The organism is Rhizobium sp. S96 (assembly GCF_030382195.1).
Lineage (GTDB): Bacteria > Pseudomonadota > Alphaproteobacteria > Rhizobiales > Rhizobiaceae > Rhizobium.
On record NZ_JAUDRY010000014.1, the window covers coordinates 1 to 13,656 of the forward strand.

Sequence of the window (13,656 nt, forward strand, 5' to 3'; positions counted from 1 at the left end):
GCGGGATCAGCCGCTCAGATCGGGGCTGGTCGCTGTACAGTGTAGCGACCAGTCGGACATTTCTACTTTGCAAACCGCCGGACATTCCAACTTCTCCGCCACAGATCTTTGGGGCTCCTCCACGAGCGCAGCGGTCAGATCTGCCGTTTTGCACCCCCACTTTGACGAGCATCAAAGACAGTCGGCAAGAACGGCCTAGGCTCTCCGTGACAAAACAAGGAGAGCAATGCCATGAGCATCAAGACCGTGATGTGTGTTTTCAGCGTCGAGCGTTGGGATCAGGACATCAAGCAGGCGATCGATTTCTGCGAAGCGCAAAGCGCGCACATGACCGCGCTGGTGGTCTGCTTGGGCGGCGTACCGGCGATCGCGACATACGAAGCTATCTCGACCGCATGGCTGGACGAGCAGCGCAAGGAGATCGAGCGCCTCACCGAAGAGACGAAGGCCGTTCAGAAATTGCTGGAGAGCTCCGGCCTCTCCTTCGATGTGCAGGAGATCTATACCGAGTTCGCGTGGGCAGATGAGGATATCGCCCAGCACGCACTTTATGCCGACCTCGTGCTGGTCGGCGCGCAAGCCGCCGGCGACGAGCCGCTTCAGCGCCGTATCGTCGATGGCGCCTTGTTCCAATCTCCGACGCCGATCCTGATCAATCCGCGCATGCAAACGGTCTCGTCCGCTCCCAAGTCGATATTGCTCGCCTGGGATTCCAGTGACGAGGCGGCACGCGCCACGCGCCAGTCGCTGGAATTTCTGAAGGGGTGCGATGCCGTGCATGTGACGCTGGTGGATCCCGTTGCGAGGAGTTGGGAAAATGGCGAGGAGCCGGGAGCCGACATCGCGATGTTTCTGACCCGTCATGGCGTCAAGGTCGAAGTCGAGCGGGTTGCAAGCGGCGGCCGCCGGATCGACGAAACCTTGCGCCAGCATGCCGTTGACGTCGCCGCCGACATGGTGGTCATGGGAGCCTACAATCATCCGCGGATACAGCAGCGCCTGTTCGGTGGTGTCACCCGCTCGATGTTGAAGGATAGCCGGGTCCCACTGTTTCTGTCGCGGTAACGCCATCCCGCAGCCCGGGCGCCTGCCGGGGCTGCGGGATTTCGAATGTCCCAGTCTCTGTCGCGGGAGAACGCAATGAGGCCGCAGTTCCATCTGCCACTGACGACGCATCCGGAAGCGAGTTCGTTCGCGATCATCGAGAACGCGATCCAGTTTGCCTTGCATCAAGGCGCTGATCTCGTTGCGAGTCTTGCGGCAGCGCGGCGTCACGGCCATGAAGCGGCGGCGACCTACTCCGACGACGACGAGTTTCAGGCGGACCGGTTCGATCGTGAGGTTGCCGCCCAGCTTGTCAGGCACTTGAAGGAACGCGCTGCCCGCGTTGCACTCGATGTCAGACTTATCCCGATTGAGGTGGAGGCGATGTCCGCAACGCTGCGGCTGGCAGAATTTGCGCGAGCCTACGACGTCACGATCCTGGAAAATACCGAACTGGCACGACCGGTTATCGAGGGGCTGTTCTTCGATAGCGGTCGGCCGCTCCTCCTGCTGCCATCAGGCGACTACTACGGCCGCATCGACAATATCGCGATCGCATGGGACGGGAGCGCGACGGCGGCACGAGCCCTCTCCAACGCCTACCCGATGATGCAGACAGCCACGCGTGCGACGGTCGTCCGCGTCCGCGACGCAGCACTGTGGAGCGACGAGATCCTTGATCGTTATCTCGAGGCGCTGGGACATTCCGGTCTCCAAGTTGAATTGGCCGCCCTGCACGGCAACGGAGAAGACATCTCAACCGCGATCCAGGATGCTGCGCTTGAAGGCCACGCCGACCTTCTTGTCGCCGGTGCCTACGGACACTCGCGGCTGCGCGAAGCCCTCGTAGGCGGCGTCACGCGCGGGCTGCTCGACAATCTGAGGATCCCGACGCTCCTGTCACACTAGCTGAGCGCCCTCAGCGCATTCAGGACCACGGCCACATCGATCGCCTCCTGGATCAGCGCGCCCTGCACCGGCGGCAAGAACCCGGCACCGGCGACGATCATCGCGATGCTCGACAGCCCGATACCGACTCCCACGCTTTGAAGTGCAATGGATTTGGCCCGGCGGGCTATTCGCAGCCCCTCGGCCACGCCGCCGACGTCGTTTTGGAGAAGGACGACGTCAGCGGCTTCCGCTGCCGCCGCCAGATTACCACGCGCCACAGCCAAGCCGACACTGGCGGCCGCCAGCGCCGGTGCGTCATTGACACCGTCGCCCACCATCATCACATGGCCGCGCTCGCTCTCCCTGCGAACGATATCGACCTTGTCGGCCGCGCTGAGATCCGCCTCGACGGCATCAAATTGAAGATAGTCACCGATCGCCTTGGCGACCTCGAGCCGGTCGCCGCTCGCCAGGACGGTCCGCCTTACCCCCAACGCGCGCAGACCTTCGAGAGTATGGGCGGCCTCCGGCCTCAGGCGATCCTCGAAGCGGATCGCACCAACAAGGCGCCCGTCGGCGCACACGAAGGCACTCGCCGACACGCCCGTTGCAGAAAGATCCGGCTCTACGCCCCGCGACCTCACGAATGCAGGGCCGCCGACGAGGACCTTCCTGCCGTCGACCAACGCTTCGACACCCTCCCCCGGGACTTCGGCGGCCTGCTCTGGTTTGCTCAGCGCGAGGCCCCGCCGTTGCGCTTCCGATACGATCGCCCGGCCAAGGCTGTGAGCCGATGCCAGTTCCGCCGATCCGGCCAGACGCAGCAGTTCATCCGGATGCTGCGTTCCAAGTACCTCCGCAACCCCGGGCGCTCCGACCGTCAGGGTTCCCGTCTTGTCGAATACGACGACATCCACCTTTGACAGCGCCTCGAGCACACCGGCGCCTTTGACCAGGATCCCTCGACGCGCGGCCTTCGAGATGCCTGCGACCAGCGCAACGGGCACTGCAAGGATCAGCGGACAGGGCGTCGCGACAACAAGAACGGCAAGGACCCTCGCACTGTCTCCCGAGCCGGCAACGGCGACGGCCGCCACCACCAGTGTGAGCCCGAGGAACCACAGCCCCATCCGGTCCGCTACCCTGTAGATAGGTGCCTTGGATGCCTTGGCTTTTTCAACCAGACGCAGGATATGCGCATAGGTGCTATCCTTGGCGGCCCTCGATGCTACCATGTCGAACGCTTCGCCCGCGTTCGTGGCACCGCTTGCGACCGCCTCTCCCTGCATGATGCGTACGGGCAGCGGCTCGCCAGTCAGGGCAGACTGGTCGACGAGCGCAGTAGCGCTCTCCACCTGCCCGTCAACGGGCACCACGTCGCCCCGTCGAATGAGAAGACGATCTCCCGAGACGATCGCATCGATCGGTACTTCCGCGAATTCCTCACCAGTGATCCGCAACGCGCTTCGCGGGACCCGCGAGAGCAGATCCGTCATGCCGCTTTCGGCGCGACGATGAGCGTAAAACTCGAGAAAATGACCACCGGCGTACATCACGGAGACGATCGCTCCGGCCAGATACTGGCCGAACCACAGAGCCGCCGCCATGGCTAGGGCCGCGATCAGATCGAGACCGAATTCTCCCTGACGAAGCTTGCCCACGATTTCGATGACTAAGCACGACAGCACCAGGATGTTACTGAAGACCAGGAAAGCGTTGGCGGTCGGGGTTACACCAAGCAACTCGAGAGCGACACCGACCAAAACACAGGCCGCCGAGACAAGAAACAGGACAAGCGGCCAATAGCGCCTTGCGAAATCCATCATGCGAACTCCGACAAGAGCACTGCCGCCCAAAGCGATGTCAGGTGCGTCCACGCCGTCCCTCCCCTTGCAGATCCAGGCCGAGAGAGCGTGACAGGAAGCGCGGGCCGTTCATTGATCTAGGACAATGTTCGCGGATGCGGGCTGCGCGACAACTAAAGCTCACAAAGCAGGGGAGGACGCCATGCTGGACAACTATGTCATCTGCGAACTGCAACCCGACAATGCGCTTTCGGCGTTTGCGCTGGTCTGCAGCGTGGCGCCAACCTTCGAGGAAAAGGATTGGCATGGCCTCTTCGACGGCAGCCGACGATGGCGGTGTATCGGAGCGAGCGATCTGGCGGGGAGAGTGAGAGGGCTGGCGGTGTTCCGGTTCCTCATGCATCCGGAAGTCGGCTGGCTCATGGATGTGCCGATCTTCATCGCGCTTAGCGCGGCCGACCACAACCATCTTGCCGAGAGCTTGTTTGCGAGCCTGGAGGTCCAGGCGTCCGCCTGCCAGTTCATGCGCGTTTGGAACAAGCTGCCGGAAAGCCTTGAAGAGTTGGAAGGCCCCGAGCTGTTTCGGCGCTGGAATCATGGCCTCATCTATCGCGTTCGACCGCAGGAACACGGCCCGGCTTCGCTGTGAACACATAGCCGACCGATCGAACGGATTTTATGAGTTCGGGTCGAGCCGGATCGATCTCGATCTTTCGCCTTAGCCGCGAGATCTGCGTGTCGATCGACCGGTCGAAGGCGTCACGCTCACGGTGTCTCGTCAGGTCCATAAGCATGTCGCGGCTGAGGACCCGGCCTGCGTTTCGCACAAATGCGTCCAGCATCTCGAACTCGCCGGTGGAAAGCTCGATCTCGATACTCTCGGGGTTGAGAAGCTTGCGCTTATCCCTGTCGAGCTGCCAGCCCTCGAAGACAAGTACGTCCTCCCCATTCGAAATCGGGTTGGGAGACGCCTTGTAGCGGCGCAAGATCGACTTCAGCCTCGCGTGAACCTCACGCAAATGAAACGGCTTGACCACGTAGTCGTCCGCGCCAACCTCCAGGCCGACGACGCAATCGACGACGTCCTCGCGGCCAGTGAGTATCATGATCGGCACATTTGAGCCGCTTCGTATTTCACGAGCGAGGTCTATCCCGTCCTGATCCGGAAGCACGAGATCGAGGAGCACGATATCGAAGTTCGCCGCGCCGAGGGCAGATCTCATTTCCTTGCCGTTCGCGGCACAGGTGACCTTATAGCCCTCCTGTTCGAAGTACCGCTGAAGCATCTGCCGGATGCGCGGATCGTCATCGACAACAAGAATTTGTGTTTTGGCTTGAGACCTCACCGTCATCATCAGGACCATCCCTGGATCATTACTGTCTAACGAACCCGAAATGCTGGATCGGGCGAGAATACGTCAGGATTCGTCTGCGTCAATCAGGCTTTCGGTCCCTCCTGTGCGACCGGTTCGCTACGATATCAGCTGCTGTTCATTTCCGTTCGCCTTCTAGCGTGGGTACATCAAGCCGCGCCCAATGCGCCATCTCCTCCAGCGAGGAGGTACCGCCACCACCTGAGGCGTGGCGAGCGGCGGCAGGAACTGCGGCCGATTGCCGGTCTGCGGCCGGGGGCGTCTCGCAGAACATTTGCACGAGCATGTTCATCACGATCGCGACGCGCCCATCGGCGATCGAGTAATAGATCTGGCGCGATTGCCTGCGGGTCTCGACGAAGCCCGCTTGGCGCAGGTCCGCGAGTTGCTGCGACAGCGCGGGCTGCTTGAAGTGCAGATCCTCCTGGATTTCGCTGACGGACCGCTCGCGTTGCGCAATGTAGCAGAGCAGCATCAGCCGGCTCGGCGTGCTGAAAACACGCATGAACTCCGCAGCCTCCGCGGCCTTGTCCTGCATCTCTTCGAGGGAAGGAACCATGCCGGTCATGCGCGTCGCTTTCGATAGTACCAGCTTTCGCCTTCGGGCATCTCGTCGATTTCCTCCATGGAAGCCATAGCAGGCTCGAATAGAGCGTCTCCGCGCTGCCATCCTTCAGGCGTCACCGCCCCTTCCCTTTCCGAAGTCTGCAACGCCTCGACAAGGCGAAGAAGTTCTCCAACCGATCGGCCGACATTCATCGGATACCAAACAATCGCGCGGATGACGCCCTTGGGATCGATCACATAGGTTGCCCGGACGGTTCCGCTGTTCGCCGACGCGCTGTCCAGCATCCCGTAAGCTCTCGCAATCACCATCGCCGAGTCCTCGATTACCGGGAACGGTATTTTGACCCCAAAGCTGCGCTCGATATCCCGCAACCAGGCGACATGAGAGTAAAGGCTGTCGACCGACAACCCGAGGAGATCGCAGCCAAGCCCAGCAAAGCTCTGGTGAGCGCGTGCGAAAGCGATGAACTCGCTGGTGCATACCGAGGTGAAGTCCGCGGGATGGGAAAAAAACAGCAGCCAACGCCCCCGATATTGTGAAAGCGATACCTCGCCAGCGGTGGAGCGGGCCGAGAACCCGGGCGCGACGTCATTGATCCGCAATGCCGCCGGCACGATCCCCGCCCTATCGCTCGATCCGTCCATTTCTCTCTCCGCTTGCTCAACGCATCATTATGGTGACAACGAAAATATACACTTGCACATTTAATGTAAATATATATTTTAGAATCATCAAATGGAAAGTACCATGCCAACTCCCGCTACCGATCCAAACCTCACCCACGCGCTCGAGATCGTCCGCCAAGGATTGCCGGATCACTCCAAGCGCCCCATCGTCCGCTCATTCTTCGATCCGGCGACCTACACCGTTAGTCACGTCGTTCGCGATCCGAACTCGAAGGCCTGCGCTATCATCGACAGTGTGCTCGACTACGATCCGGCATCCGGTCGAACGACGAATGCTTCCGCGAGGGCTCTCATCGACTACGTGCGGTCCGAGGGACTAGAAGTGCACTGGCTGCTGGAGACGCATGCCCACGCGGATCACCTCTCCGCCGCACCGCTTCTCCAGGCGGAGCTCGGTGGCCAGCTCGCCATCGGTCGCGAAATCGTTCGCGTTCAGGAGGTCTTCGGCAAGATCTTCAACGCCGGGACAGAATTCCAGCGAGACGGAAGCCAATTCGACCAGCTCTTCCAGGATGGCGATCGCTTCAAGATCGGCGATCTGGAGGCCACAGTCCTTCATGTGCCCGGCCACACCCCGGCCTGTCTAGCCTATGTCGTCGGCGATGCCGTTTTCCCGGGTGACACACTCTTTATGCCTGACTATGGCACCGCGCGCTGCGATTTCCCGGGTGGTGACGCCCGGACGCTCTACCGTTCCATCAAGCGTTTGACCCAGCTTCCGGCGGAGGCACGCATGTTCATGTGCCATGACTACAAGGCACATGGCCGCGATCACTACGCCTGGGAAACGACCGTGGGCGCCGAGCGCGATGGCAATGTCCACGTCCACGAGGGCGTGACCGAAGACGAATTTGTCACGATGCGCAATGCGCGTGACGCCACGCTGGCGATGCCGAAGCTGATCCTGCCGTCCGTGCAGGTCAACATGCGCGGGGGCAAGCTGCCTCCGGCGGAAGACAACGGTGTCCAATACCTGAAGATCCCGATCAACGCGCTGTAGGCACACATGTCCCAACTCAGTTACATATGGCCGCTCTCCGGCGGATTGCTCATAGGCCTCTCGGCGGCGCTTTATCTGCTGCTGGATGGCCGCATCGCCGGCATATCCGGCCTGGTCGCCTCAGCCTTCGGGTGGACGGGAGCGGGCGTCAGCCCGCTCGGCATCGGCTTCATGGGAGGAATTATTGGCGGCGCCGGGGTGGCATTTGCTTACATCAGGCACGCCGAACTCACGATATCCTCGTCGCCGCTGCTGCTGATCGCCGGCGGTTTGCTTGTGGGCTTCGGCACACGGCTCGGCTCGGGCTGCACCAGCGGTCACGGCGTCTGCGGCCTCGCAAGGTTGTCGCCGCGTTCGATTGTCGCAACTGGCACCTTCATGGCCGTCGCGGCACTGACGGTTTTCGTGACGCGTCATCTGATCGGAGGCGTGGCATGAGCAACCGAATTCTCGCCTCGATCCTCTGCGGCATCCTTTTCGGCATCGGCCTCGTCGTTTCGGACATGGTCAACCCGGCCCGCGTCCTCGCCTTCCTCGATGTTGGCGGGAACTGGGATCCCTCGCTTGCCTTTGTGATGGGCGGTGCACTGATCCCGTCATCCATCGCCTATGCGATCAAGAGGTCTCGATCCCGCCCCGCGCTCGATACCCAATTCCATGTGCCGACCAGCCGCTCCATCGACACTAGGCTCGTCCTCGGCGCGGCTCTCTTCGGCCTTGGCTGGGGTCTCGTGGGCCTTTGCCCCGGGCCGGCCATCGCATCGCTCGTTACCGGCCGTTGGGAGACCGCCCTGTTCGCCGTCGCCATGCTGGCCGGCATGTTCGCTTACCGCATCGTCCAATCCGGGCAAAGCACGCAGCTTCGGCTGCGTTGAGTATCAGGAGAGGCCGCCCGACGGCCCAAGATCATCGCCATGTACCTCGATCCAATGCAATATAATCTCGGGGCCGTTTCCGGCGCACTTGTCGGCTTCACACTCGGAATGTTCGGCGGTGGTGGGTCAATCCTTGCTGTTCCCCTGATGGTCTACCTCGTCGGGGTTCCGAGCGCTCACCTGGCGATCGGAACGAGTGCCTTCGCGGTCGCCGCCAACGCATTCGCCAACCTTCTCGGGCATGCGAGGCTTGGCAACGTCAAATGGCGCTGCGCGGGCATCTACAGTGTAGCAGGCATCATCGGTGCGTTCATTGGCTCGAGTATTGGGAAGATGATCGATGGACAGAAGCTGCTCTTCCTCTTCGCTCTTCTCATGCTCGTCATCGGCATTCTGATGCTCCGCAAGCGGGGCGCAGACGGCGACCCGGGGGCGCAATGCTCACGAGAAAACGTGCACAAAGTCGCCGGCTTTGGCGGACTGACTGGCATCTTCTCCGGTTTCTTCGGCATCGGCGGGGGCTTTCTGATCGTTCCCGGCCTGATTGCGTCGACGGGAATGCCCATCATCTTCGCGATCGGTTCGTCGCTTGTCGCGGTCACCGCGTTCGGGCTGACGACAGCGCTGAACTATGCCCTGTCCGGATATGTGGACTGGCTGCTTGCGGCGGTTTTCATAGCTGGCGGCGTGGTCGGAGGCTTGGTCGGCGCCAATCTCGCCAGGCATCTTTCGGCGCGCAAGGGCGTTCTGAACAGCCTGTTCGCAGCACTCATCTTCGCGGTCGCCGCCTACATGATCTATCGGAGCGTCGGACAGCCCTCTGTTGCCTGATATCGGCAAAACGACACGCCGACAGGAAACCGACAGCTTGGCAGCCGTATCGATGTCCCCGTCGCCCGCAACGGGCACCAACAGAGGACATTTTTCATGACGCTGAAGCTTATCGCCGCTATCGCCATCGTATCCGCAACACCCGCACTGGCGCTCGCCAGCCCGAGCTGCACCGCCGAGCCGAAGTCCAAGTGGATGTCGGAAGACGCCATGAAGGCGAAGATCGACGCCATGGGCTACAAGGTGAAGACCTTCGAGATCACGGGCAATTGCTACGAGATCTACGGCAAGGACAAGAGCGGCAATCGGGCAGAGGTCTATTTCAATCCGGTGTCCGGCGCCATTGCCCAGAAGGGCGACTGATATGACATCCGTCTCTAAGAAGAAGGAGGGCTCGGTGCCCTCCACCTCCGCCCAGCCCACGGTGAAGGTCTGGGATCCCATTGTCCGGGCGTTTCATTGGACCGTGGTCGCCGCATGTGTGCTCAACCTCTTCATCCTTGAGGAGGGCAAGTACTGGCATCGCGTCACCGGCTATGTCGTGGCCGCCGCTATCATCATCCGTGTTGTTTGGGGCTTCGTCGGCACGAAACATTCCCGCTTCAGCGATTTCCTGCCCACCCCTTCGAAAGTGGTTGGTCAGATCCTCGATATCGTCGACAGAAACGAGAAGCGATATGTCGGCCATAACCCGCTTGCCTCGGTGATGATGCTTTGCCTGATGGCCTTGCTGGCGGCAACCGCCCTGACCGGCTGGATGACGACGCTCGATGCCTTCTGGGGAGAAAAGTGGCTGGAGGAATTGCATGGTACGATCGCCAACAGCATCATGGTGCTCGCCTTCATCCATGCCGGCGCCGCCGTCGTCGAAAGCTGGAGGCAGAGGGAAAATCTGGTCTGGTCGATGGTTACTGGTCGAAAGAGAGCATGAGAATTCTGCTGATCGAGGACAGCTTGCGGCTTCGCGAACTGCTTTGCGAAGCGATCAGAAGCGTGGGTTGGAAGATCGACGCTTTCGAGACAGCGCAGGAGGGCCGTCTTGCGCTCGACGGTGCTGACTACGATCTGCTGCTTCTTGATCTGGGGTTGCCCGATGAAGACGGAATAGACGTATTGAAATCACTGCGAGCTGCAAGAGTTCAGACGCCCGTCCTCGTACTGACGGCGCGCGGAGCGATCGACGAGCGTATCGCTGGCCTGGACGCAGGCGCCGACGACTACCTCGCGAAGCCTTTCCACAATGGAGAGCTCATCGCGCGCATTCGTGCATTGATACGCCGTGCCCCGCACACGACCATGCCGACATTGGAATTCGCCAACCTCACGTTCGAGGTCGCCTCGCAACGGGTAGCCTGTGCAGGCGTCGACATCGCGCTCGCCCCGTCAGAGAAGGATCTGCTTGAACTCCTGATGCGCAATGGCGGCAGGGTTGTCTCCAAGGCCAAGATAGAGCACGCATTTTCGGAATACGGCGACGAGAGAAGCACCAATGCCGTCGAACTGGCGGTATCCAGGCTGCGCAAGAAGCTTGAAGGCCATCCAACCGGCTCGTCGATCGAAACGGTCCGGGGCGTCGGATACATGATGCGCGAGGAACGCGCGTGAGCCGCGCCCACCCTACCCTCGGCGCGATCCTGACAAAACGGATCGCATTCTTCGCCGTGCTGGCCATGGTCCTGCAGCTTGCCGTGATTTTCTCGGACTACTACTGGAATGTCGGCGAGCTGTCGCGTCTGTTCGTCGAACAGGAGACCGAGCGGCTGGCCGCAGGCATCACCATCGATGGCCAAAGCGTGCAATATCGGCTCCCCGATAATGTCAGGCAGCGTTACCACGAGCGATCGACCGGCTACGTCGCTCGAATTCGCGACGCCAGCGGCGCGCTGGTATTCGAGTCTTGCGACGAAGCCTGCGAAAACCGCTTCCTTCCAGCCGACGTCAACCCGCCGGATTTCTGGCTCCGATCTCTGCGACCCGGCAAGCCACTGGCCTTGGTCGGCGGCCGAGCGTTCCTGATCGGAAATCAACGGTTCGTCGTTGATGTCGCAACGATCGATGATCCGCAGAATGTGGTCTCCTCCGTATTCTGGAACGAAGTCATCGAACATATGCTGGTGCCAATGAGCATTCTGCTCGTCCTGGTACTCGGGGCTACCCTGTTGTCCGTCCGTCAGGCGCTGAAGCCTGTCCGCGCCGCTGCGGACGCTGCCGACAGCATTGATCCGATGGATGCTCGCTCGCACCTGAATTTCGATGGAATGCCACGGGAGGTCGCCCACCTCGCGATCGCCGTGAATCGCGCGTTTGAGCGCGTCGGCGAACTGATGGCTTCGCAGAAGCTATTCACGTCGGGCATCGCGCACGAGATCCGCACGCCTCTCGCTGCCATGAAGCTTGAGCTGGGCAACATCGATCATCCTCGCGCCCGCAGGGCAGAAGCCGATCTGGACGACCTCGTGCGCTTTGTCGCGGAGCTGACCACCCTCGCCCGCCTCGATAGCTTTGACCACGGCATCTTCGAAGCCATTGATCTAGTTGGACTGTCGTCCTCCGTCGTCGAGCAGCTCGCCCCCTGGGTCTACGAGCACAATCATTCGCTCGAGTTCAGTCCCGAGGTGCCGACCGCATCTATCCGGGGCGCACCCGCTCTCTTGAAGGATGCCTTGCGCAACCTCGTCGAAAACGCCGTACGCCATACACCCAAGGGGACGGCCATCGTTGTGCACGTGGGCAGCAACAAGATCCGCGTCGAGGATCGGCATGCGGGCGAAATCCGAGCCGAAGCAAAGACAACCGATCACGCCGACAGCTTGGGCATCGGCTTGAAAATCGTCACGCGGATCGCCGAATTGCACGGAGGCGTCCTTCGGCAGTCGACGACTAGGTCGGGCCACGTTTTCGAGATTACTCTCGCCGATCAGCCCAAACACGTCCCATTCCGCCACGAATAGGGGACGGCGCCGATCGATCGGCAAGCGACTTTTACCGCTCGTCGACAGACTGCCATATGCCAGTTTGCGCTTGATCAATGCGCCTGCCACGCTTTGTCCTAAGCCTGTTCCTGCACTCTTTCGAGACAGGAGATGAGCCATGGCCGGCGATTGCGTCCCCTACCGTTTGCGCAGCGTGGCAATGGCCGTCGGTGCACTGCTCTTCATCCTCGGCTCGTTTGATATTGCCGATGCGAGACAACCGCTCTCTGCATCTCTTGCGCCGATGTCGCTTGCACCGATGCTCAGCCGTGTCATTCCGACGATCGTGAGCATATCGGTGCGCGGAAAATCGGCAGACCAACAGGATGATACGCTATACCTGACACCAGGAGCACAGAGCCGACCGTCGTCGAGTGGCACCGCCGTGGGCCAGACCTCCGAGACCACGGGAGCCGGGATTATAACGGATGCGCAGCACGGCTACATCCTGACGAACAACCACGTCATTGCAGGCGCCACCTCGATCAAGGTGACGATCGCCAGTGGCGAAACCTACGACGCGGCCGCCGTCGGGACAGACGGGCAAACCGATCTGGCCGTTATCAAGATCAAGGCCGTGGGTTTGGCCCAGGCGGTACTGGGGGATTCCAGTTCTCTCAAGGTTGGCGATTACGCTGTCGCAATCGGCAACCCTTATGGCTTGGGCAAGTCCGCGACCTTCGGCATTGTCAGCGCGCTGGATCGATCCGGGCTGGGGTTGAGTTCACAGGAGGGCTTCATCCAGACCGACGCATCCTTGAACCCCGGCAACTCCGGAGGTGCACTCGTGGATCTGGAGGGCAAGGTCGTCGGCATCAACACGGCAATCCTCGGACCGTCCGGAGCGAACATCGGCATTGGATTCGCGGTGCCGATCAACACCGCGAGCGTGATCATGCGCGAACTCGTTGCTCATGGAGAAATTCGCCGTGGCCAGCTTGGCGTGCAGGTTCAGGATAGCAGCGCGGATTTCGCAAAGGCCCTTGGCGTCGATGCCACCACCGGAGCCCTGATAAATGAGGTCCTCCCTCGATCTCCGGGCGAAAACGCCGGTCTCATCGCAGGCGACATTGTCGCTGCCGTCGACGGCGTGTCGATCTCCGGCGCGGCGCAACTCAGCGCACGGATATCGGCCCTTCCGCCGGAAACCGTCGTGAAGCTGACAGTTCTACGACGCAGCGGCAAAGCCGAGATCACGGCAAGACTGGGAACCGCCTCCGCGGCGGACGCGACGAGTGAATCTGTCGACTATGTGGATGGCGCGGGATTGCTCGACCAGATCACATTGCAGACCCTCGACAGCACATCCGACGCGTTCGGCAAGGTCCAAGGTGCCGTGGTTTCCTCTATTTCGGACAGCAGCCCCGCCGCAGCCGCCGGCCTACAGCCCGGCGACGTCATCATCAGCGTCAACCAGACCAACGCGACGACACCGCAAATGGTGGCCGACCTGTCAAAGGCCGCGACGGACGTCCTGCTCCTCGGAATTTTTCGGGACGCTCACAAGACCTTCGTGGTGGTCAAACGGTAGCCCGCGTCTCCGATAAAACTTACCGCCTTCGCCCATGGGCGCTTGGTGACGCAAGTTTGATCCAGTGCAATGCAGCGCCT

16 protein-coding genes are annotated in these 13,656 nt (G+C 61.2%); 12 read left to right on the forward strand and 4 right to left on the reverse strand.

All coding sequences use genetic code 11. The features are described from left to right. Positions 1 to 231: 231 nt before the first annotated feature. Together QTL94_RS16985 and QTL94_RS16990 are read left to right on the forward strand one after the other, a co-directional pair. Positions 232 to 1,065 carry a universal stress protein gene (locus tag QTL94_RS16985; protein WP_289802595.1) on the forward strand — a complete coding sequence of 278 codons (834 nt, stop codon included), beginning with the start codon at positions 232 to 234 and terminating at the stop codon, positions 1,063 to 1,065. A gap of 75 nt (positions 1,066 to 1,140) precedes the next feature. Beyond that, on the forward strand, positions 1,141 to 1,953 hold the full coding sequence (locus QTL94_RS16990; protein ID WP_289802596.1) for a universal stress protein: 813 nt from the start codon (positions 1,141 to 1,143) through the stop codon (positions 1,951 to 1,953). On the opposite strand, the gene QTL94_RS16995 is transcribed toward QTL94_RS16990, so the two are convergent. Beyond that, entirely contained in the window at positions 1,950 to 3,812 is a 1,863-nt protein-coding gene (locus tag QTL94_RS16995) for a heavy metal translocating P-type ATPase (protein ID WP_289802597.1), read from the reverse strand. The two genes, QTL94_RS16990 and QTL94_RS16995, sit on opposite strands and share 4 nt — an antisense overlap. A 130-nt stretch (positions 3,813 to 3,942) precedes the next feature. Between QTL94_RS16995 and QTL94_RS17000 the strand changes: the two genes are divergently transcribed. Then, on the forward strand, positions 3,943 to 4,389 hold the full coding sequence (locus QTL94_RS17000; protein WP_289802598.1) for a hypothetical protein: 447 nt from the start codon (positions 3,943 to 3,945) through the stop codon (positions 4,387 to 4,389). On the opposite strand, the gene QTL94_RS17005 is transcribed toward QTL94_RS17000, so the two are convergent. The 3 genes from QTL94_RS17005 to QTL94_RS17015 all read right to left on the reverse strand — a co-directional run bounded on the left by QTL94_RS17005 (position 4,343) and on the right by QTL94_RS17015 (position 6,325). Next, on the reverse strand, positions 4,343 to 5,092 hold the full coding sequence (locus QTL94_RS17005) for a response regulator (RefSeq protein WP_289802687.1): 750 nt from the start codon (positions 5,090 to 5,092) through the stop codon (positions 4,343 to 4,345). The two genes, QTL94_RS17000 and QTL94_RS17005, sit on opposite strands and share 47 nt — an antisense overlap. 139 nt (positions 5,093 to 5,231) lie before the next feature. Continuing rightward, entirely contained in the window at positions 5,232 to 5,681 is a 450-nt protein-coding gene (locus QTL94_RS17010) for an ArsR/SmtB family transcription factor (protein ID WP_289802599.1), read from the reverse strand. After that, positions 5,678 to 6,325: a peroxiredoxin gene (locus tag QTL94_RS17015; RefSeq protein ID WP_065690789.1), complete on the reverse strand. Its 648-nt coding sequence runs from the start codon at positions 6,323 to 6,325 to the stop codon at positions 5,678 to 5,680. Before QTL94_RS17015 ends, QTL94_RS17010 begins: the two co-directional genes overlap by 4 nt. 103 nt (positions 6,326 to 6,428) lie before the next feature. On the opposite strand from QTL94_RS17015, the gene QTL94_RS17020 reads away from it, so the two are divergent. From QTL94_RS17020 to QTL94_RS17060, 9 genes are all read left to right on the forward strand, one after another. Continuing rightward, positions 6,429 to 7,367 (forward strand): MBL fold metallo-hydrolase, encoded by a 939-nt coding sequence (locus tag QTL94_RS17020; RefSeq protein WP_141683928.1) that lies wholly within the window; start codon positions 6,429 to 6,431, stop codon positions 7,365 to 7,367. A 6-nt stretch (positions 7,368 to 7,373) separates the two neighbouring features. Then, complete coding sequence (locus tag QTL94_RS17025; protein ID WP_065690787.1) at positions 7,374 to 7,805, forward strand: YeeE/YedE family protein; 432 nt, start codon at positions 7,374 to 7,376, stop codon at positions 7,803 to 7,805. Further along, on the forward strand, positions 7,802 to 8,242 hold the full coding sequence (locus tag QTL94_RS17030; protein ID WP_289802600.1) for a YeeE/YedE family protein: 441 nt from the start codon (positions 7,802 to 7,804) through the stop codon (positions 8,240 to 8,242). The genes QTL94_RS17025 and QTL94_RS17030 overlap by 4 nt, the downstream gene beginning before the upstream one ends. 39 nt (positions 8,243 to 8,281) lie before the next feature. Then, a complete protein-coding gene (locus QTL94_RS17035; RefSeq protein ID WP_289802601.1) occupies positions 8,282 to 9,073 on the forward strand; it encodes a sulfite exporter TauE/SafE family protein in 792 nt (263 codons plus the stop codon). A gap of 96 nt (positions 9,074 to 9,169) precedes the next feature. Further along, positions 9,170 to 9,436: a PepSY domain-containing protein gene (locus QTL94_RS17040; protein WP_065690784.1), complete on the forward strand. Its 267-nt coding sequence runs from the start codon at positions 9,170 to 9,172 to the stop codon at positions 9,434 to 9,436. 1 nt (position 9,437) lies between these two features. Beyond that, positions 9,438 to 10,004 carry a cytochrome b/b6 domain-containing protein gene (locus QTL94_RS17045; protein ID WP_289802602.1) on the forward strand — a complete coding sequence of 189 codons (567 nt, stop codon included), beginning with the start codon at positions 9,438 to 9,440 and terminating at the stop codon, positions 10,002 to 10,004. Further along, entirely contained in the window at positions 10,001 to 10,678 is a 678-nt protein-coding gene (locus QTL94_RS17050; RefSeq protein ID WP_065690782.1) for a response regulator transcription factor, read from the forward strand. The genes QTL94_RS17045 and QTL94_RS17050 overlap by 4 nt, the downstream gene beginning before the upstream one ends. Next, positions 10,675 to 12,024 (forward strand): sensor histidine kinase, encoded by a 1,350-nt coding sequence (locus QTL94_RS17055; RefSeq protein WP_289802603.1) that lies wholly within the window; start codon positions 10,675 to 10,677, stop codon positions 12,022 to 12,024. The genes QTL94_RS17050 and QTL94_RS17055 overlap by 4 nt, the downstream gene beginning before the upstream one ends. Before the next feature lie 139 nt (positions 12,025 to 12,163). Next, positions 12,164 to 13,576: a trypsin-like peptidase domain-containing protein gene (locus QTL94_RS17060; RefSeq protein ID WP_289802604.1), complete on the forward strand. Its 1,413-nt coding sequence runs from the start codon at positions 12,164 to 12,166 to the stop codon at positions 13,574 to 13,576. The last annotated feature ends 80 nt before the right edge of the window (positions 13,577 to 13,656 follow it).